At 65.9% G+C, this 19286-nt stretch carries 19 protein-coding genes and 5 pseudogenes; 14 read left to right on the top strand and 10 right to left on the bottom strand.

Annotation, left to right across the window (positions count from 1 at the left end; translation table 11 throughout):
* Positions 1 to 65: 65 nt before the first annotated feature.
* Positions 66 to 326 (top strand): annotated as a pseudogene (locus tag ABZW96_RS25295) (aldehyde dehydrogenase family protein); the annotation flags it as partial.
* Positions 327 to 333: 7 nt separating this feature from the next.
* On the opposite strand, the pseudogene ABZW96_RS25290 reads toward ABZW96_RS25295, so the two are convergent.
* Both ABZW96_RS25290 and ABZW96_RS25285 read right to left on the bottom strand, forming a co-directional pair.
* Positions 334 to 613, bottom strand: a pseudogene (locus ABZW96_RS25290) (GTP 3',8-cyclase MoaA); the annotation flags it as partial.
* Positions 544 to 780 carry a molybdopterin-dependent oxidoreductase gene (locus ABZW96_RS25285; RefSeq protein WP_355078105.1) on the bottom strand — a complete coding sequence of 79 codons (237 nt, stop codon included), beginning with the start codon at positions 778 to 780 and terminating at the stop codon, positions 544 to 546. The gene ABZW96_RS25285 and the pseudogene ABZW96_RS25290, both read right to left, overlap by 70 nt.
* A 449-nt stretch (positions 781 to 1229) precedes the next feature.
* Between ABZW96_RS25285 and ABZW96_RS25280 the strand changes: the two genes are divergently transcribed.
* Genes ABZW96_RS25280 through ABZW96_RS25270 form a run of 3 tightly spaced genes read left to right on the top strand, consistent with a single transcriptional unit; the run spans position 1230 to position 3022 of the window.
* The gene (locus ABZW96_RS25280; protein WP_355078104.1) at positions 1230 to 1847 is read left to right on the top strand and encodes a helix-turn-helix domain-containing protein; all 618 of its coding nucleotides are present in this window, start codon (positions 1230 to 1232) and stop codon (positions 1845 to 1847) included.
* Between the two features lie 11 nt (positions 1848 to 1858).
* Positions 1859 to 2506, top strand: coding sequence for an enoyl-CoA hydratase/isomerase family protein (locus tag ABZW96_RS25275; protein ID WP_355078103.1), 648 nt, complete (start codon positions 1859 to 1861; stop codon positions 2504 to 2506).
* 27 nt (positions 2507 to 2533) lie between these two features.
* The gene (locus ABZW96_RS25270) at positions 2534 to 3022 is read left to right on the top strand and encodes a hotdog fold domain-containing protein (protein ID WP_355078102.1); all 489 of its coding nucleotides are present in this window, start codon (positions 2534 to 2536) and stop codon (positions 3020 to 3022) included.
* A 139-nt stretch (positions 3023 to 3161) separates the two neighbouring features.
* Here the strand turns inward: ABZW96_RS25270 and ABZW96_RS25265 are convergent, their stop codons facing one another.
* The gene (locus ABZW96_RS25265; RefSeq protein WP_355078101.1) at positions 3162 to 3755 is read right to left on the bottom strand and encodes an RDD family protein; all 594 of its coding nucleotides are present in this window, start codon (positions 3753 to 3755) and stop codon (positions 3162 to 3164) included.
* Positions 3756 to 4345: 590 nt separating this feature from the next.
* Here ABZW96_RS25265 and ABZW96_RS25260 point away from each other — a divergent pair.
* Together ABZW96_RS25260 and ABZW96_RS25255 are read left to right on the top strand one after the other, a co-directional pair.
* Positions 4346 to 4819: an RDD family protein gene (locus tag ABZW96_RS25260; RefSeq protein WP_355078100.1), complete on the top strand. Its 474-nt coding sequence runs from the start codon at positions 4346 to 4348 to the stop codon at positions 4817 to 4819.
* Between the two features lie 817 nt (positions 4820 to 5636).
* Positions 5637 to 6758: an alpha/beta fold hydrolase gene (locus ABZW96_RS25255; protein ID WP_355078099.1), complete on the top strand. Its 1122-nt coding sequence runs from the start codon at positions 5637 to 5639 to the stop codon at positions 6756 to 6758.
* A gap of 38 nt (positions 6759 to 6796) precedes the next feature.
* Here ABZW96_RS25255 and ABZW96_RS25250 read toward each other — a convergent pair whose 3' ends face one another.
* The gene (locus ABZW96_RS25250; RefSeq protein WP_355078098.1) at positions 6797 to 7357 is read right to left on the bottom strand and encodes a helix-turn-helix domain-containing protein; all 561 of its coding nucleotides are present in this window, start codon (positions 7355 to 7357) and stop codon (positions 6797 to 6799) included.
* Positions 7358 to 7486: 129 nt separating this feature from the next.
* Positions 7487 to 7723: pseudogene (locus ABZW96_RS25245) on the bottom strand (ATP-binding protein); the annotation flags it as partial.
* 38 nt (positions 7724 to 7761) lie between these two features.
* Between ABZW96_RS25245 and ABZW96_RS25240 the strand changes: the two are divergent.
* A pseudogene (locus tag ABZW96_RS25240) lies at positions 7762 to 7952 on the top strand (ATP-binding protein); the annotation flags it as partial.
* 5 nt (positions 7953 to 7957) lie between these two features.
* Here ABZW96_RS25240 and ABZW96_RS25235 read toward each other — a convergent pair.
* A pseudogene (locus ABZW96_RS25235) lies at positions 7958 to 8278 on the bottom strand (IS21 family transposase); the annotation flags it as partial.
* A gap of 28 nt (positions 8279 to 8306) precedes the next feature.
* Positions 8307 to 8792 carry a hypothetical protein gene (locus ABZW96_RS25230; RefSeq protein WP_355078097.1) on the bottom strand — a complete coding sequence of 162 codons (486 nt, stop codon included), beginning with the start codon at positions 8790 to 8792 and terminating at the stop codon, positions 8307 to 8309.
* A gap of 810 nt (positions 8793 to 9602) precedes the next feature.
* On the opposite strand from ABZW96_RS25230, the gene ABZW96_RS25225 reads away from it, so the two are divergent.
* The 3 genes from ABZW96_RS25225 to ABZW96_RS25215 all read left to right on the top strand — a co-directional run bounded on the left by ABZW96_RS25225 (position 9603) and on the right by ABZW96_RS25215 (position 12490).
* Entirely contained in the window at positions 9603 to 9776 is a 174-nt protein-coding gene (locus tag ABZW96_RS25225; protein ID WP_355078096.1) for a hypothetical protein, read from the top strand.
* 414 nt (positions 9777 to 10190) lie between these two features.
* Positions 10191 to 10418 carry a hypothetical protein gene (locus ABZW96_RS25220; RefSeq protein WP_355078095.1) on the top strand — a complete coding sequence of 76 codons (228 nt, stop codon included), beginning with the start codon at positions 10191 to 10193 and terminating at the stop codon, positions 10416 to 10418.
* Between the two features lie 293 nt (positions 10419 to 10711).
* Positions 10712 to 12490 (top strand): ATP-binding cassette domain-containing protein, encoded by a 1779-nt coding sequence (locus ABZW96_RS25215; RefSeq protein WP_355078094.1) that lies wholly within the window; start codon positions 10712 to 10714, stop codon positions 12488 to 12490.
* Positions 12491 to 12699: 209 nt separating this feature from the next.
* Here the strand turns inward: ABZW96_RS25215 and ABZW96_RS25210 are convergent, their stop codons facing one another.
* A complete protein-coding gene (locus ABZW96_RS25210; protein ID WP_355078093.1) occupies positions 12700 to 14292 on the bottom strand; it encodes an HD domain-containing phosphohydrolase in 1593 nt (530 codons plus the stop codon).
* A gap of 538 nt (positions 14293 to 14830) precedes the next feature.
* A complete protein-coding gene (locus tag ABZW96_RS25205) occupies positions 14831 to 15757 on the bottom strand; it encodes a MerR family transcriptional regulator (protein WP_355078092.1) in 927 nt (308 codons plus the stop codon).
* A 71-nt stretch (positions 15758 to 15828) separates the two neighbouring features.
* Here ABZW96_RS25205 and ABZW96_RS25200 point away from each other — a divergent pair, with 71 nt between their 5' ends.
* The gene (locus ABZW96_RS25200; RefSeq protein ID WP_355078091.1) at positions 15829 to 16470 is read left to right on the top strand and encodes a maleylpyruvate isomerase family mycothiol-dependent enzyme; all 642 of its coding nucleotides are present in this window, start codon (positions 15829 to 15831) and stop codon (positions 16468 to 16470) included.
* A 363-nt stretch (positions 16471 to 16833) separates the two neighbouring features.
* Positions 16834 to 17289 (top strand): DUF6802 family protein, encoded by a 456-nt coding sequence (locus ABZW96_RS25195; RefSeq protein WP_355078090.1) that lies wholly within the window; start codon positions 16834 to 16836, stop codon positions 17287 to 17289.
* Between the two features lie 517 nt (positions 17290 to 17806).
* On the opposite strand, the gene ABZW96_RS25190 is transcribed toward ABZW96_RS25195, so the two are convergent.
* Complete coding sequence (locus ABZW96_RS25190) at positions 17807 to 18013, bottom strand: hypothetical protein (protein WP_355078089.1); 207 nt, start codon at positions 18011 to 18013, stop codon at positions 17807 to 17809.
* A gap of 648 nt (positions 18014 to 18661) precedes the next feature.
* On the opposite strand from ABZW96_RS25190, the gene ABZW96_RS25185 reads away from it, so the two are divergent.
* The gene (locus ABZW96_RS25185; RefSeq protein WP_355078088.1) at positions 18662 to 18868 is read left to right on the top strand and encodes a hypothetical protein; all 207 of its coding nucleotides are present in this window, start codon (positions 18662 to 18664) and stop codon (positions 18866 to 18868) included.
* Positions 18869 to 18912: 44 nt separating this feature from the next.
* Entirely contained in the window at positions 18913 to 19203 is a 291-nt protein-coding gene (locus ABZW96_RS25180; RefSeq protein ID WP_355078087.1) for an FAD-dependent monooxygenase, read from the top strand.
* Positions 19204 to 19286 lie beyond the last annotated feature (83 nt).

Below are 19286 nucleotides of genomic sequence, written 5' to 3'. Positions count from 1 at the left end.
TCAGTACACGTGGTGGCCCGGATCGAACTGTTGCGCCGGACCAAGGAATGGTCTGCTCGCCGGATCTCGCTCGAATGAGCCAGGCTCGAATGGGCGTCGGCTACGAGGACGGAGTGACGCTGGGTCCATCGGTCATTGCAGCACAACGCGATACCGTCGCCGCAGCAGTGGAGTCTGCGGTCGCAGACGGAGGCCGGGTGCCGCTGGGCGGTGCGGTGCCTGAGGGCAGGTGTTACTTCTACCCGCCAACCGTCATCGACCAGGTCGATCCGTATGCACATGTCACGCGCGAGGAGGTCTTCGGTCCCGTCGCAGTGATCAGTACTGTCCATTGGCGAACAGGCAGTTGTAAATCATGCCGTCGGCGGTGAGTCGCGCCCGGTCGCAGTCGCGGCAGAAGGGACGTATGACCGAGGCGATCAGTCCGATGGTGCCGGGCCCGCCGTCGACGAACCACCGTTCGGGGAGCGTGGTGGCGGAGGTGTGGAGTCGGGGTAAGGGTGTGTCGGTGCCGGAGCCGGGTCAAGATGTCGTCGGCGGTGATCATTGCTGATCGTTCCCAGCGTCGGTCGGCGTCGAGTGGCATTTGTTCGATGATGCGTAGCTCGTATCCCGCACCGCGGCGAATCGTTGCGCGACTTCGGCGATCGCGGTGTCCCAGTCCACGGGCGTGAACTTGCCGTCGGCTTCCCGTCGCAACGGGGTGGTCAGGCGCTGACTGCCGTTCTGGTAGTGGTCCAGGCGCAGCGTTTTGTTGCAGGTGTAGCCGTGGGTGGACACGTGGTCCTTGTCCCCACGGATCTCGCGGAGACCCGCAGCCCCTCGGCGGTGAGGATCTGCACCCGCAATTGTTCTCGCACAAAATGCACGCCGATTTGTGCCACGAGCCGTATTCGGTAGCTGTGTCGGAGGGCATGGTGGTGTTCACCTTCGTCTCGGATGGTGGATATCGGTTTGTGAGCCAAACCGGCGAGAGCCGCCCGCTACGGGCTGGCGCCGCCTTCGCCCGCCCGGTTGATCAGTGAGGTCTCGGACTGCGGGAGCGGGTGCGAACTCTCACATATGAGAGCACATGCTCCATAACTAAAACAGAGCATGTGCTCGAATTCTTGGGTGAGCCGCGCCGCCATGTGTGCGCTGGGCCGCTGTGCGGCTCGTTGAGCTGGGAACCCCAATATCGACCACACTCCCTGGTAGTTATGGAGCGAATGCTCTGTTATGCTCCGGCCATGCCCCGTCCTCGTGTACACGCTCTGGATCAGCTCATGGATGCCGCAGAACGGTTGGCAGTCGACTCCGGACCCGCTGCGGTCACCGTCCGCGCGCTCTCGGAGGCCGCGTCGGTGTCCAATGGCGCGATCTATCACGCCTTCGGCTCCCGCGCCGGGCTGATGGGACGTGTCTGGCTGCGCGCCGCGCAGCGGTTTCTGACTTTGCAGCGTGAGGCCGCGGATCGTGCACTGGCGCACGGGGGTGCCGTCGAGGCGGTCGTCGCGGCCGCCGACGCCCCTGCCGAATTCCTGGTGCAGCAGCCGGTTTCGGGGCGTTTCCTGCTGACCGTGCCCCGCCGGGAACTCCTCGGTTCCAGCGAGATCCCCGACGACATCGCCGAGCAACTACGCCGACTCGATCAGACCCTGACCGAGCTGTTCGTAAATCTGTCGCGCGGCGTGTTCGACCGCGCCGACCGTGAGGCCGTCGCCGTCATCCGTGATTGCGTGGTGGAACTGCCCACCGCGCTGCTGCTGCGCGGCCGCCGGAGCCCCGATACCGCAGTGCGCCAACGCCTCGCCGCGGCGGTCCGCGCGGTACTGGCCGTACCCCTGCACCCCACCACAACGAAGTGAAAGGAAACACCATGACCGCGAACCTGCACTACCAGGACAAGATCGCCGTACTGAACCTCGGCGACGACGAAAACCGTTTCTCCCCGGACTGGCTCGACACCGTCAACACCCACCTCGACGCTATCGAGCGCGACGCGCAAGGGCTGGTCACCACCGGCAGCGGCAAGTTCTACTCCAACGGTCTCGACCTGGACTGGCTGATGGCCAACGGCGACCGCGCCGAATGGTACGTCGGCCGCGTCCAGAAACTGTTCGCCCGCATCCTCACCTTCCCGCTGCCCACCATCGCCGCGGTGAACGGCCACGCCTTCGGCGCCGGCGCCATGCTGGCCACCGCCCACGACTACCGCGTCATGCGTGAAGACCGCGGCTACTACTGCTTTCCCGAGGTCGACATCAACATCCCCTTCACCCCAGGCATGGCCGCGCTCATCCAGGCCAAGCTCGGCCCCCAGGCCGCCGTGACAGCGATGACCACCGGTTACCGTTTCAACGGTCCGGACGCCCTGGCTGCCGGGCTCGTCGACGCCACCGCCGCCGATACCGAGGTCCTCACCACCTCCATAACCCGGCTCACCCCCATTCTCGGCAAGGACCCCGCCACCCTCGCCGCCATCAAGACCACCATGTACAGCGCGGTCACCACCGCACTGCGCTGACACCGCTCGAACCGAGGAAGACCGTCGATGACAATCACCACGGACAAGCCGGCCGGCACCAATCTCGCGCTCTGGAACACACTGCAGCGCTTGCCATTCGGCAACTGGTTCTTCACCCAGGCGCTTTGCTTCAAAGCCCCCTATTTCCGCAGCGTGCACCCCCTTCTCCAAGAGCTGCGGCCCGGACTGTGCCGGGTCAGCGCCCCCAACCGGCGCAGCGTCCACAACCACCTCGGCACCTACCACGCCATCGCCTCGTGCAACATGGCCGAGCTCGCCGGCGGCATGATGACCGACGCCACCATCCCCGCCACCCACCGGTGGATCCCGGTCGGCATGACCGTGGAATACAAGTCCAAGGCAACCACCGCAGTGACCGCCGTCGCCTCCCTCGACCCCATTCCCGACTTCGGCGACGAACCCACCGAACTCGTCGTCCCGGTCGATATCCTCGACGCCGACGGCAAAGCCTTCGTCACCGCCCGGATCACCATGCACGTTTCCAGGAAACGCTGACGCCCACACCGGCTCACAAGCCCCTGGCACCACGCTGCGCGAACCAGGTGACCAGAAACGGCGCCTCGAGACCGCTTCGGTTGGAGTGCACAATTTCTTGTGCTCCGGTTCAGCGATTTCGAGGCCGAAACGGACTGGCCTACGGTCGCTTTCGCATGTCCACGCGGCCCGGCAGCACCATGGGGATGTCGTTCTTCCAGTCGATCTTTCGCTTGGCCGCGCGTACCACCCGGCTGCCAGTTGCCAGATCGTGCAGGGCCAGGCGTTTTCCCGCGGGATTCGCCGCGAGGAAGAAGCTCACAATGAGCGCGAGGAAGCCGACAACGGCGATCCCATTGAGTATGGCTGATTCCGGATTCGATCCCGACAGGGACATGAATACGAACGGCAGGAAGATGATCAGCATGCGCGAGGCTGCCGGCAGCAATTCCAGCCTTGGCCGAGCCCACTCTCCAGAAGGTACTACCCGAAGTCCGAGAAGCCCTTTGCCGAGAGTCTGTCCGTCGCGTCGGATCAACAGAAAGACCTCCAATCCAACGTAGGCGATGAAGTAGCACAGCCACGCCGCTGATCCGTAGACCACCGCTTCATGGGCTTCGGTCGTCAGCAAGGCGACCGGGACCAACAGAATTCCGACGGGTACGGCGACGACGAATGTGAGTAGCAGGCAGAAAGCAAGGTCGAGGAGCCGTGCGGCGAGACGCCGGAAGAACGGAGCGGATTCGTAGGGCATCTGACCTCATCTGTGACTTTTCTTCGATGGCGAGTTGCCCTCGGCGAGAGCGGCTCTGGGTACTGTGTCGCAATCGCCGCGCCCCCGCGCTTCGTTACTCAACTGACAAAGGGAGCGTGAGTTGAAAGGTCGGTCAAGGCAGCCGCGAGTGGCGATCGAATCCAATGCGCTGATCGATCCGGCCATGGACGGCGTGCTGTCCGTCGGCGAGGCGTATAGGGCTGATCCAGCAGGGTCTGTCCGGTGGTGACGCGTTCGGTCGCGAGGCGCGGCGGACACTGCGCAGCCGCTCCGAAACAGCAGTAGCCGTGGATCGCCCGAAACTGGATCGCCGTGGCGGCAGTCACAAGAGCAACCTGAACGCCGCCACCGAGGCGAGGAGACTTGGGCGGGCTCAGTATCCAATTTCAGAAGTGGTGCGCAGCAGATGAATTCACGTCCGGCGAACGGGCGATAGTGCACTGGAGTCGGTACTCTCGGTCTACAGTGGTCGCTGCGATCTGTGCAATGTCCTGAGTGACAGGTTTTCGGGCGACGCGCCAGTCCGGCGGGTGAGTGCGCGGTCGGACATGGGATCGATATGAGGAGGAATGATGACTGCGGGTGGGTACGGCCAGAATCCGGGGCAGGTGGTCGGTGTCGCTGCGGCCGGCATCGGAGGCCGTGCCGCGGCCAGATTCATCGACTGGATCATTGCCGGCATCATCGGCGGATTACTGTTCTGGGTGCTCGAACGGGTATCCGACCTGCCGGGATGGGTTTCGATTCTTCCTGGCGCCGGATTCGGGTTCCTGTACTTCGTATTCTTCGAGGTGGTGACCGGGTCGACGCCGGGCAAGAAGCTCCTCGGACTGCATGTCACCGGGGCCGGTGGCGCGACGAAGCCGAATGTCGTGGAATCGGCGAAACGCAACGCGTACATGCTGTTCAACTTGATTCCGTGGGTCGGCGGTATCTTCTGGTTCTTCGCGGCCATCGCGATCGCTGTCACAGTGACCGCGAGTTCGACGAAGCAAGGGTGGCACGACAACTTCGCGGGTGGCACGCAGGTGGTCAAGCGCTGACGCGAGCGCGCTGGTTGCCTTCGCCCGGACGGTGCGATCACGTCGGCGCCCGGATCGGCCGGATCCGCCGACGACCCGGACATCGGTGCAGCCGTCCCTCCGACACACGCCGCCAGCGCCTCCTCGAACTCGAAGGGACTCAGCGAGTTCTGCCGTAACGCCGCCAGCACCCGCGCGTCATCACGAGCACGTACCCGGCGGCGATGCCATACCGCCAGCGCAGCCGCGCAGCCGGCGACGGCCGGCGCGCACACCCCCGCAGATGCGAGTGCCACGGCTTGCCGTTCGGCGATGTCCGCGACCTTGGGTGCAGCGACCATCGCGGCGACCGCGGCCATGAACATCAACGCCGCCGCATCCGACCCGCGGCGACCACGTCGTCTTCCCATCCCCGTGCCCCCATCAGCAGCCTGCCCGGCTTTTGCTCGGCCTGGCGGTCGGCCGATCTCGATTGTCACGGCTGCCGCCCGATTTTGCCCACCTCGGAGGCCCCTCTCGGTGATGGCGCCGAGGCAGAACGCGGCGGGAGGTGGATGGTCGGGCTATCCCGCGGGCCGCAGCGCGTGAACCCAACGCCGAACTGTCAACTCCTGCCCAACCGTAACCCATCTCTTCCGGCTCAACGGTGACCCATCCGAGTCCGACGGCGTCCGGCTAATGCGGATTACAGCGCAATTGGGCGGTTGAGTTGCCGCCAACGTGGATCAGTGACCCCGCCACCTTCTTGACTGACGCCCAAGAAGCCCTTAACGTAGCTGCGCCCTGCTTCTTGGATGGCGTCCAAGAAGAGTGGTGGTGAAGCGGGAGGACGCGAGTCATGAAAATGAGTGGGCCGGCCGGTCGGCGCGAGGCGGTAGCGGTGCGGCGGCGTGAGGTTTCGTTCGCCTCTGGCCAGGACGAGTGCGCGGCCTGGTTGTACACCGCGCCCGACCTGAACGGTCCGCGCCCGATGGTGATCATGGGACACGGGCTCGGGGCGGTGCGGGAGATGCGCCTGGATGCCTACGCGCAACGGTTCGCCGAGGCGGGGTGGTCGGTGCTGGTGTTCGACTACCGTCACCTCGGGGCCAGCGGCGGAGCACCGCGCCAACTCCTCGATATCGGCCGCCAACGCGCCGATTGGCATGCCGCCCTGGCCTTCGTACGCACACTGTCGGAGGTTGATGTCGACCGGATCGCGTTGTGGGGCAGCTCTTTCGGCGGCGGACATGTCCTTCAGGTCGCCTCCGAAGACACCCGCATCGCGGCGGTCGTGGCCCAGTGCCCCTTCACCGATGGACCGGCGTCGTTGCGCTCGCGTATCCGGACCGGCCCGCTGAGCGTGGTAGCGCTGACAGTGGCAGGCATCCTCGACACGGTCGGTTCCTGGTTCGGCGCGAAGCCGATCCTGTTGCCGATGGCGGGGACGTCCTGGATGCCCGCGTTCGTGGCCTCACCCGACGCCCTCGCCGGTGCTTCCGCACTCCTGCCTGCGGGGACCCGGCTCTCGCGGCGCACCAGCGCGTTGTTGAAACGGCTGCCGTCGGTGCGGGCTCAGGTGTCGAAGAACATCGCGCTGACCGAGATCGACGGTGGGGAAGAACCCGTGACCGGTGTCGGTCGCGACAGCATATGGGGTGTACTGCGCGGCCCGGACGGTGAATTCGATGCCGCCAACGCCCTGGCCGCACGGCTGGTGCTGCACCTCCCGCTCGATCGGCCCGGTCGCGCGCTGGCTCGCTTCAGCACTCCGACGCTGCTGTGTGTCTGCGACAACGACGCGGCCGCGCCCGCGAAGACCACGAAGCGTCGCGCGCAGGGCCTGGCACACGTGCACGTCCAGAACTACCCCTGCGACCACTTCGGCATCTACCTGGGCGAGCACTTCGAACGCGCCGTGCGTGACCAAATCTATTTCCTGGCAACACAATTCGACAACACCGCACACAACACGCAGTAGGTCGCCCCCTGGCTCGTGGGCGTGCGGAGAGCAGGCACTCAGTCGGCGGCCGCGGCGAGACTGCGAGCGCTGTTCAGCAACGTCTCGATCACCGCGCGCCGCTGGGCCTGCTCCGTCGGATGCGTCAGCAAGCCTTCGACAACGAAGACGCCGATCGCGACCAGCGGATCCAGTTCGTCAGCGGGCACGCCGAGCTCGATCAGCTCTGCCCGGAACAATCCTTCGGCCAGCGCGTGGAACTGCTCGTGCCATTCGTGAATGGACGCGGACTCCTTGGCGCGCGTGTGCACCGTGCTCACCAACCGGCCCAGTTGCTCCAATTCCTCGACCAGCCACAACAGCCGGTCAGCCAGCCCCGAGCCGAGCATTTCGCTGTAGGAGGCCATCGAGTCGGCCAGGACCGCGTCCAGGACCGCGATCAACACCGCGTCCTTGTCCTGGAAGTACCAGTACAGCGTGTTCGACACGACTCCGGCGTCGCGGGCGATCCGCGACATCGACGCCGCGTCGTATCCCTGCTCGACGAACAACCGCCGAGCAGCCACCACGATCTCCGCGCGCTTCTCTTCCCGATCCTGCGGACGTCTGTTGCGAGGCATCTCCAGTCCTGACCTAGTGCCAGCCCCCGATGCTATCTTGACCAGCCCCCAAGAACGGCCCCGGCAGGCGAACGGTCAAGCAGGCGGTCCGACGAACATCCTCAAATGCCGCATATCGCGCGTTCGGGGTCAGGTGTTGGTCTTGGCGGCGGGGACGCGGCCGAGGTCGCGGTCCTCGAGCCGGTAGCTGTCGCCCTTGAGGGAGATGACCTCGGCGTGGTGGACCAGCCTGTCGATCATGGCCGCGGCGACGACGTCGTCGCCGAACACTTCTCCCCAGCGGCCGAACGGCTTGTTGCTGGTCACGATTAAACTTGCCCGTTCATACCGGGACGAGACCAGCTGGAAGAACAGGTTCGCGGCCTCGCGTGTTTCCGGGGCCGCCCGGAACCGGCAAGACGCATCTGTCGATCGGGCTGTCGATCCGCGCCTGCCAGGCCGGGCATCGGGTGGCGTTCGCGACCGCCCCGGAATGGGTTGCGCGGCTGGCCGAGGCTCACTCGGCCGGAAACTGCAGGCAGAGCTGATTAAGCTGGGCCGGATTCCGCTGCTCGTTATCGATGAGGTGGGGTATATCCCGTTCGAATCCGAGGCCAGATGCCGGGAACGCCGCAGGTCTTTCGCCGCGGCCACGTGATCGGGATCGCTGAGCGTCTGATGCGCAGCCCAGCAACGGTGGTGGCGCCCGACTTCGGCGCCGCCGCAGGTGATCACGACCTCGCTCAGGTCGGTGCGAACATCGACGTGGCGGCCGATCACCGCCGGATGCACCGAATAGTCGTTGGAGTCCAGGCGCACATAATGATCCCGCGGCCGCCGGGTCGAGGTCCGCCAGCCGACCACCGGATCCACCGGTGGCAGCTCGAGCATCGCCGCTCGGTCCGCGGGCCACCGGTCCACCGGCCAGCACCCCAGGCGACGATGCCGGCGCTGGAGACGGCACTTGCGCTCAGTTCAGTGTGAACGTCGCCGTACCCGAGATCTGCTCCATCTCCCTGTTGTTCGAGTCCAGCGCGACGATTCGAGCCTCCACCCGGCCGACGCCCGGAGCGGTGCCGAAACCGACGATGACGCCGTCCACCGTGTCTTGAACGACACCGTTCACGACGCGGTGCTGCTGCCCGTCCGCGTACCCGGTATCGAGGTTCTTGAAGCGCACAGCGACCTTCCAGTCCGAGCAGTTTTCCCCGGTCTGGGTGACGTTCACCCGCACGCCGAATGTGCCGGCCTTCTCCTGTCGCACGGTGACCGCGTCGATGATCGCCGAGCAGCTGGTCGGAACCAGGCGCGTCAGCGTCGGCGAGAACGGAAAGCCCGGGTCATGTGGTACCGCGGGAGATGGCGCGGCGAACCCGACCATCCCGGCGGCGGTCAACGCTGCGGTGACACCTGCGCGAGCCAAAAACCGTTGCGGCTGTTTGCGATTGAGAGACATGTCCGGTTTGTCGGATCACCGGCAGCCGGTGTTACAACAGTCGTCGCGTTAGTAGAGTCACTGTAACGTCTGGCATGGATACTGGTCGGGATCGCTTCGCCCACTGCGGGTACCAGGAATGCTGGCACTCATTCGAAGTGTCGTCGTCGCAGGCGCTCACGCGCCGCGTGCACCGAATGCCGGTGCGTCCCATCCTGTCGCGGAAGGGCGGCGTCACCTCATAGCGTCGCCGCGCGACCAGGAATGTTGGTTCGCCGGACGATGGTGATTGCCACCGACCTGATCGAAAACGGACTGGTGCTCGCACCACGTCGCAGGCGGCTAGAAGCACTCTGGTCCCTCATACTGTCCCGGCACCCGGCTACCAGCAGCAACCTTTACCCGGCCCGATCCGACCGTGGCCGGACCAACCGCACGCCGCACGGCGCGGAAGCGCTCACCGGCCGGGCACCATGCGGAAGCAGTTCGTTCGATTGATGTCGGGCCATCCGGCCCCAGTCGGATCGGTGTGTCAGCGAGGTCGGATCGTTGCGGTCAGAGCCCGCTGCTGCCGAGGGACAGTACGCTGCTTCCGGCGCTGAGCAGCAGCGACAGAATCGACAAGAAATTCACTTCAGACCCTCTTTCTCCTGGTTACCGCCAGGGCTCTCATAGGCTGGCCCCGGAAGGTTTCGAGCGCTTCGGCGCCTCGTTTGCGGACCGCTGGCTGCAGCGTAAACACTCACCGCGGCCCGCCAGCGGGTTGCACTGCCCACCTCTGGCAACAACCGACACCGAGCAAGCTCCATGGCGTGTCCTGCCGCGCGATCGGTGAACCAGACAAGCTGCCGCAACATCAAGCAAGACCCGGCCGAGTGGGCGATCCTCGGCAACGCGCCGTCGCGCCTCGGCGGCCTGGGAGAAGCGGATATGTCCGGCCGACAGCAGGAACGAGAGCGCACCGGTAACGAGGTGGTCGAGCAGGGTGCGGTAGGTGTGCGTTGAAACAAACTCGGCACCCAAGGACGCTGCCCGGGGCATGATCCGGGTGAGAACGACCTGTGACGCACCCGCAGAGGTCGCTACCCGGTCGAGCCGAACTCGGCGTCGCTGCCGTCCTCGATCGCGCCGTCGACGAACAGTGCAGATCGAATACATGCACTCCACCGGTGCAGGCAGGTTTGACTGAGGTGTCCGGCAGTGGTGCCCTGGGATGCCGTCAAGCCAGACTGAACCACCGATCCGTTCTCTTGGCATTGGGCCGCCTCCGGGCATTCTGTTGCAGATCGCGTGCGGCCGAATGAACTGGGTATCACACTCGAACACCGAAAACGGCGAACAGCGGACGGATGAGAGTCACCTGAAGGGACAACCGGACGCTGCATGCCGATTGTTGTCGGACGATCGGAGGAGAGCGTCATGGCGGTGCGCGACCGGACCTACCTCGTTCGCCTCGACCCATACCTGCGCGACGAGAGTGCGCCACACGGCGGCGTTCGAGGGGTGTTCTTCGACTGGCTGCAGACCGTCGATGCCGAGCCCGTCGAGCTCTGCGGCGCCGATCGCGTCGTCATCTGCTGTTCGCCGGAAGCCGCCGACCGCATCCGCGACCTCGAGTACGTCCTGGACGTCGAACAGCGCGCCTAGATATCCGCGCCCGATAGCGTCGCCCGAGCAGACGTTCACCCCGGCCGGGTGCTGGAGACGGATGATCAGCTGGGAGCGTGTACAGGCGGTCAGGTCGGGTATCAGCCACGTGAGGTGGTCCAGACTGCTGCTGTGGCAGCTGACCACGCTCAGCCCGACCCGGCCACCCCGCACACCCTGTCGCTCGGGCTAGCGCGTGGGCCCGCTGCCCGGTGGGGTGATCGATTCTTGGTGGGCGTATTTGAGGCAAACGCCTCATGCGACCACGGAGGCGGCGGACCGATGATCAGGGCATGACAAAGCAAGTTCAGGAATCACGGAGATCACCGGTCACGACCGAATCGACATTCGAACCACCGACCGTCGAGCTGGGCGGTAAGCGAACTTCAGATCACGCACTCGGCGTGCCGGGCGGCGGGCGGGTCGATGCGGTCAACGTAAGCAGGAAGGTCGGGACGCGGCAAATTCTCCAGGAGCTGTCGTTGTCGATCGAACCAGGCGAATTGGTCGCCATTGCCGGCGGCAGTGGCGCAGGAAAGAGCACATTGCTGGAGATCCTCGCGGGACTGCGACCACCATCTGCCGGGGAGGTTCGGCATGACGGCGTCGTGCGCGGGGCCCGAGCCAGCGCCGATTCCCGTATCGGCTACGTGCCCCAAGAGGACATCATCCACCTCGAGATGCCCCTGCGCCGCACGCTGCGCTACGCAGCGCGGCTGCGGCTGCCCGCAGGCACATCGGCGGCCGAGGCGGACCAGGTGGTCGAAGAGACTATGCATGATCTCGACCTGGCTGATCGGGCCGAGGTGCCGGTCCGTGCGCTCTCCGGCGGCCAGCGCAAGCGGGCCAGTATCGCCGTGGAGCTACTGACCCGGCCGCACCTTTTCTTCCTCGACGAACCCACCTCCGGACTCGATCCATCGACCGCAGCCGACGTGATGCGCCTGCTGCGCCGACTCAGCCAGCGCGGAGTCACAGTCGTCCTCACGACGCATGAGCCGGCCGGCATCGACCGGTGTGACCGGGTGGTATTTCTGGCGCGCGACGGCCACCTGGCTTTCACCGGCAGCCCGGCCGAGGCTCGGCGCTACTTCGGCGTGGAGGATCTCGCCGAGGTGTACGACCGGCTGGCTCGTGAGCACACCCCCAAGATCTGGGCGAAGCGGTTCGCGGACAGCGGTGGGCAGTCGAAAGCCCGGCTCGGCTCGGCTCTAATGCCCGCACCTGCCACCAGTTCAGACGTGAAGCGCACGGGCCCGGTCCGGCAATGGTGGCTACTTACCCAACGCAATGTCGATGTTCTCGTTCGCAACCGGCTGACCCTGGCGGTCCTGCTCGGGTCACCGGTGCTGGTCACCGCGATGATGGCGACGCTGTTCAAGCGCGGCGCGTTCGATCCGCATAGCGAAGCCGACCTCGGCCCGGCCCAGATCGTGTTCTGGATCGCATTTGCAGGCTTCTTCTTCGGCCTTACGTACGGCCTGCTCCAGATCGTCGGGGAAATGGCCGTCTTCCGGCGGGAGCGCCTGGCCGGACTCAACGTGGGCGCCTACGTGACATCCAAGGTGACAGCGCTGCTTCCGGTGCTGGCAGGAGTGAGCGCGGTGCTCCTCGGTGTGCTGCGGGCGCTCGGTCGGCTCCCCGCCGTTGGGTGGGACGTGTCCGCCTTCCTGTTTCTGACGATTGTGATCGAGGCGGCCTCGGCACTGGCCCTCGGATTGCTCGCCTCGGCCGCGGTCTCCAACGCCGCGCAGGCCGCCCTCGCCCTGCCGATGCTCTGCTTCCCTCAGGTTCTGTTCGGTGGCGCCATAGTCCCCGTTGACGAGATGGCCTTCCCGGGACGCCTGATGAGTCTCGGCCTATCCAACCGCCACGCATTCGAAGCGCTGGGTCGCGACCTGGATCTCGACCGGTACACCGCCACGCTGCCGGCCATGTCCGCCTACGGTGACACCTTCCACGGAGGCACCGGCGCCAGTCTCATCGCGCTCGCCTCGTTTGCCGGTGGCCTCATGCTGGCCACGGTATGGGTCTTGGATCGTCGATCCCGGCCCGGCGCGTCCCGGCGATGAAGGCCCAGCGCAGTCGGTCCCGCCATATGTCTGAACAGATGTCGGCGGGACCCGGGCGTGCGGCAGTTCCGCACTTCCGAGTGCACAATCTGACGTCCAGACCGGCCCGTCGGTACGAGTGCAGGGCCGAAACGGCACCGAGTCGCTGCCTGGGCCACGAACCGGACGCGCGCTGTCAGCTCGGCCGACCGGTGATCGGTCCGACTGCTTCAATCTCCCACGGCCGCGTTGACCGGGAAGCCAGCCAGACCCCGATCGATCGCGGCGAGACTGGCCTGCGTGCGGTTGTTGACACCGAGCTTGGTGTAGACGCGTTCGACGTGGTTCCGTGCCGTTTTCTCGGCGATGAACAGTTCGGCGGCGATTTCTCGGTTCGAGCGGCCCTGCGCGACGAGTCGCAGAATCTGCACCTCGCGGTCGGTCAGCCCGGCCGGCCAGGGCGTCCGCCGCGATATTCGCGGACCGGCCACCGCAAGCACGGCCGCAGCCGATTCGGCGTCGAAGCGTCCGGCACGTGCCTCCTTGTGTAACTGATCGGCAGCGTCGCGAGGATCGAGCGGCGGCCGGTCGGGCCGCGGCTCTAGCAGTCCCTGATAAGCCTCCGCCGTGGCAAGCAGCCGGTCCTGGGCGGTCAACTCCGCGCCGGCGATCCCCCGGGGGAAGCCGGACCCGTCGATCCGTTCCCGGTGCTTCATCGCGACGGGCACCACCGACTCCAAGCCGTTAACTCGGCTCAGTATCCGGCCGGTCAGATCTGGATACATCCGTACCCGCTCCCATTCAGCCGTAGTGAGCGGCCCTTTCTTCTCCCAGATCTGATTGGACACTCCCATTTTGCCGAGGCCGTGCACTAGGCCGGCACGGTAGAGAAGCGTGATGTCCGACGGCGACATGCCCAGGTGTCGGGCTGACGCGGCCACCAGATTCGCGACGCCACGCGAATGCCCCAGTGTGAAAGGAGATTTTAGATCGACGAAATCAGCCATAGCCTCGAGTAACTCGTCGCTCTCCTCGGCCGTCAGGGTTCGGTCACGATCCGGTGCTCGGGCCAACGCGTGGGTCCATACGTCGATTTCGAGTAACCCGTCCACGATGGCCGCCGCGTCACGATCGAACACCGCCGCCACGGCTGGACTGAACTGACTGCCGCGCCGAGAACGGAGCACATCCTTCGCGTGCTCGAGCCCACCCGTCCGCAGGTGTACCTCGATCACATCTGCGACGTGAGCGATGTGGATCTCGACCGGGATATCCTCGCCGCGAGAACCGTTGGGCAATCCCCGGCCGTCCCAGCGTTCGAAGACATAGGCCAGCGCCTTTCCGACCTGCCCGTCCAAGCCCATCCGATCGGAGAGAACCCGGGCGGAACTGCAATGCGACTGGATCAGTGTGGCGACCTGGCCGCGAGCCGCGACCAGAAAGGTGGTGGCACGGAGGCCGCGCTCCCAGCCCGGCAATCCGCGTCCAACATGACTCATCATCAGCCGCAGAAACGGCAGGCCGGTCATGTCCACCGTGTAGGTGTCGGCCCGGAAGGCGATGTCGTCGCCGAAGAGCGCGGAGAGTTCGTGGGAATCGGCGTGACAACCGATCCACCCGACCAGATTGGCGTAGTACACGGTCGCTCGCTGTTGGAGGTCGAGCCCCATCCGCTCGGCGATCCGTGTCGCGATCAAGGACGACCGAAGCATGTGTTCCATCGGCTGACCCAGACCGAGGTCGATCGCAAGCGATATCGCGGCCAGCAGTTCAGCTCTACTCAGACCCTTCCGCGAGCCGGGCAGCGTCCCGTGCGGGTGCATCTTCCCATTGTCCACCCGAACAACGGTCATCTCGGCGGAAGACGAGACACCGGCCTGATCAGCCCGCGGGCCCCACGGCAAGATCAAGCCATCCGATGCCGATTCAGGGACGTGCCTTACACACGCCGACGTCGTGAATCAGCTGCCCGATCCGACAAAGCAGACCTCTACCAGGCCCTCTACGGCTGCCCGTCCACGGTCGGGGAGTGGGCGCCCCACTGGCGCAGCGTTTCGACGATTTCGGCCGCCGCCACTTTTGGGAGTCGGATGGAGGGTGTGGGCGGTGGGGAGCAGGTGACCCTCAGGCTCGGCCAGTCAGACCGAGATCAGATCGACCGGAGATCAGACACTCCCAGGGAAACCGCCGGAACACTTTTTAGCGAGAAAGTCCCGTATCCCGCCCTGGGATAGTCCGCGTCCGCGCGCGTCTCGGCGTCGCCCCTCATCTGTCGGGTCGCCGGAGTTCCACGGGGGCGAAAACGGCGGCGTTGCGTCGAGGCAATGCGCGGACGTGGAAGGCGCTCCGGGCGCCGTGTCGTCAGCTGGGTGAGTCGACGGATCGGGTGAGTGCGAGGTAGAGCCAGTGGTGCGCGGCGCCGACGGTGGGGGTGTTGGTGATCCGGTCGGTGAGGCGCCAGTAGCGGAGGACGCGGTGATCGGCGTCGGTTGCGCCGCTGAGTAGTTCCTGGCGGAACTGTGGCGTGTCGCGGGTGCCGCGGGCGGCGGCGTGGGCGTCGACGAACTGGTCGAGCTCGGGGCCGGGCCGAGGCGGCTGACCGGTGAGCAGCCGGTGGCCTGCGGCCTGGCATGCCTGAGCGACGCCGGTGAGGAGCTCGCGCTGGTGGCGGATGGTAGTCCGGTCCGATCGCCAGAACTGGCGTGAGATCTCGGTGTAGAGCGCGGGAACGGTGAGGAGAGATGCCAGTTCGGCGTAGGCGGCGATGTGGAGGACAGGTGGGTCGTGCGGTAGGTCGGGCACGTTCATCGCGATGAACTCGTCGAACAGCCCCGGTGGGATGGGTGCGAGTACGCGTCGCCAGAACGCCACGATCGCGTCGTGTGTGCGGTGGCGGTCCTGGACTGCGGCCAGCACTTCCAAGCGAGCGGCCCGTTGGGCCGACGTGGCGTCTTCGACGGCCCGCAACGACGCACGCCGCCATGTCAACGCGGCCAGTTCGGTGTCCAGCGCGCGACGTTCGGCGGCGACCGCGTCGGCAAGGGAGACGGTGCCGGCGAGAACGTCCGCTATCGCGGGTAAAGACACCCCGAGCGCACGGAGCCGGCGCACCAGCAGCAGCCGATCGACTGCGGTGCCGGAATCGAAGATCCGGTGTCCGCCGGATGTGCGGTGCGAATCCAAGATCCCGTGATCGCAATAGAAGCGGATGGTGCGGACCGGCACACCGGTCAGCCGCGACAACTCCCCGATGCTCACCGAGCCGGTATGTCGTGTGTCGTCGGTCACGATTGCTGGAACCTCCACCCGGGTGGAGTTCCTACCGTACTGGCACACCCCCGCTGAGAAGGAGCAAGCCGATGACCGGTAGCACAACGATGACGAACGACCGGATGTGGCGAGCGGTCGCCGCCGAGCGGGCGAGTCTCGTCGAGCTTCTGGAAACTCTGTCGGAGTCCGACTGGAACCACAGTTCCCTGTGCGAGGGCTGGCGGGTCCGTGATGTCGTCGCCCACCTCGTGCTCTCCGCGAACCCTGGCCTCGCCTGGATTCTGGTCAACGTGCTCCGTGCCCGCGGAAACTTCGACCGCGCCATCCGGGAGACCGCGATCCGTCTCGCCGACCGCGCCACGTCCACCCAGTTGCTCGCCGCGCTGCGCGACGGGATGACGCTGCGTGCGACGCCGATCGGCACCACCGCCGCTGACCGACTGATGGACCTGCTGGTCCACGGCCAGGACATCGCGGTGCCCCTCGGCCTCAATCGGCCGATGCCCGTCGATGCCGCGCGATCGGCTCTCGAAAGAATCTGGGGAACGAATGGGTTCCGAGCCCGTGAGCTGTCCCGGTATCGCCTCATCGACACCGACACCGGCTGGACCGTCGGCACCGGACCCCTCGTCGAAGGCCCGGCCGCTTCCCTGCTCCTACTGATCACCGGTCGCCGCGCCGGTCGGGAGCACCTCACGGGCGAGGGCGTCCCGCGACTGAACCTTCGGTAGCCGGCGACAATTCGGAGCTCGTGTCTTTCCGCGCCCGTCGCATGGGCAGAGTGTCGGAATATACGAACGCGTCTGCATGGCACTTACGCTGTGCACCATGACATCGGGGAGGGCACCGCAGCCAGTGAATGGCTGGCGCGTGCCCTCGCCGAGTGGTGGGAACCAGTCCAGAAGGACGCGAGCACCGGCTGGTGATCAGGGGCCGGGAGTACAGGGTCTTTGGTCCGTTCCTCTTCGGCGCCCTGCCGTCGTGCAGCCGTCGGAACAATTGGCCGAAGGTGTCGAATACCGCTGGCGGGTAGAGCAGTTCGCGGTCGAAGGCCTCGCCGCTCGGTGGTATCGGCGGTGGGTGTGTGAAGTCCGTTGTGGGTCGACAGCGCGGCCAGCAACTGGGCTGGCTTGGAATTCGGCGATCAGTCATACCAGGTGTTGAATGGCGAGCAAGACCTCGATACTCTGGGCCGATGCTGGCCGAGTTCTTCGAAGGCATGGCGCCAGAAAGCAGGGGCCATGGTCACGTCGGGTGATTTGCCGGGACTGGATCTACCGCATATCGACGCGCACTCCGAATTAGGCGGCCTCGGCGCCGTCGAGCTGCACCATCCCACCCAGGACATCGACCAAGACGGTCTGCTCGACAGCGTGACCATCACCGGCGACGATGCCATGCAGGTGTGGACCGACGTCGATCACGACGGCTTCGCCGATCACGTCAAGGTGGTGGAGAAGGACGGCGACTATACCGCCTGGGAGTTCCATCGACACCCGGACGGAACCTCGGAGTGGATTCGGACGGATCAGGGGCGGCTGGGCATGTGAGCGGTGCCGCCTTCGGACAGTTGACGTTCGAGATCACCATCGCGGAACCAACCTCATGAGTCAGCACAGCTGCAGTGGTTGGATGCGAAAGCTGTGACTGAAAGAACGACGATGGCTTGACCACGAAGACATCTTGCAGCGGCTCGGGCTGCGGATGGGCTTGGTTGGCGCTCGGCGGGACTGCCGATGAGGTCGGTCGGTGTGCTGGAGTTCGGGTGTCGTGGCGACGCGGGGGTTTGCGGACGAGGAGTTTTTGAGATCGGGTGGCAAGCCATCCCGTTGAGGGAGGGTGCGGCAGCGCCGGGTCGGGCTATGTCGGAACTGCGCCGACACTCGTTGCACGACATCACGCGGATGGTTGTCGATTCGGCGGGATAGCCACCCCGGTCAGCACTTTGCAGCGTCTGAAACAGCTACCAGCTGGTAATCGGTCACCGAGAGATCCATCGGCCTCCGGGCGGGTGCGGCGGAATCGATCTCGTCGCGGGCGCGGAACCACCCCGATACTGTATCCCCCTCAGCGGCGAAACAGTTCGAACTGGCTGCCGGTTTGACGGCAGAACCAGGTCTTACCCAGCTCTTCTTGACCGAATTTAGCCACCCCATTCGCGACACAGGCTCCGTGAGTGGGGTAGTAGTCAACGGTTTCATCGGCCGCCGCCGGACCAGCCGCGCCGAAGGAGAAGGCCGCGATCATCGCCCCGCTGATCAGATACTTCACCATGACGGGAAGTTTATAGCGTGACACTACTGCGCCGCGCCTGAAATACGTTGGCCAGGTGCAGGTTCCGTCAGTGTCGAGGACAGGGCGGGCGAAGAGGACTGTGTTGACCGTGACAGCACGGTTGTTTTCGGAGTTGTGGCATTGATGGCAGGGCTGGCGTGGAGTAGCTGCCGCGACAGGTACTCCACGGAGTGATCACGGGTCGGCTCAGCGCGGCCGGACGGCGCCTGGTGGGGGTCGGCGGCAGCGGCATAGCGCCGGGTCTGCGGAAACGTGTCGGCGGGCAGCGCGGTGAACCGGCGCACCAGCTCCGCGCGGCTGACTACGTACTCCTGATCCGGGTATTTCCGGCGGTGCTGGACCAGTGACTGTTCCAGGGCGTAGGCGCTGACGTAGAGGGACAGTGCGTCCAGCGTCCAGGCGGCAATCCGGGGTTCGGTTCCGCCCGCGAGCAGAGCGCGAACATCCCCTCCCGGACCCGCAGCGCCTCGAGGTTGGTGAGAACCATGGCCAGTGCGGCGCGCGAGGCGCCGGGGTATTCCAGGTACTGGTCACGGATCTGGGTGAACAGAGGAGCTGACTGCGCCACGTGGGCCGGGTCCGGTTCGGGAATTACGATCGCTGCGCTGAGCCTGCTGACGGGGACGGGTGAGCCTGCTGCTCGGCGCGATGCGCTTCCGTACCCCGCCGAAGGAGGCGGTCGAGGCGCTGGCACCCGAGGTGACCCTGCCCGATATGCGCGACTACGTGCGCTGGGCCACGATCGTGCCGCCGAACGGCTCACTCGGCACCGCGACCCCACAGGAGGCCGTGCTGTCCAGGATGCCGGGCCGGCCCCGGACCTGCGGGCGCTGATCGAACAGGCCGATCCGGACAACAGCACCCTGCTCTCCATCCGAGTGGTCGAGCCCGGCGAACGCTGGTCGCCCGGTCCGGTCACGCTGCTCGGCGATGCCATCCACGCCACCTCACCGACCGGAGGCAACGGCGCCAACACCGCCTGCGCGACGCCGACCTGCTCCGCCGCTGCCGCACCGGCGGCCGCGATCTCCTCGGCGCGATCGGCGACTACGAGCGCCAGATGCTCGAATACGGCGCCGAGGCCGTCCGCTTCAACCTCAGGCGCTGCCCGCCATCGCCCCGCAGACAGAACCGGCCTGACACAAACCGAAGGTGCTGACTCTGGCTGACCTCGAAGCCCCATCCGGACATGGGTAAGGCAATCCGTGGGCCGCACGGTGACGATGCATCCAGATTCTCCGGCTGACGCTCT

Origin of the sequence: Nocardia sp. NPDC004168 (genome assembly GCF_040610355.1) — a bacterium.
GTDB classification, from domain to species: domain Bacteria; phylum Actinomycetota; class Actinomycetes; order Mycobacteriales; family Mycobacteriaceae; genus Nocardia; species Nocardia sichangensis.
The sequence above is the reverse complement of the archived record's forward strand: the minus strand, read 5'-3'. Positions and strand labels throughout refer to the sequence as shown.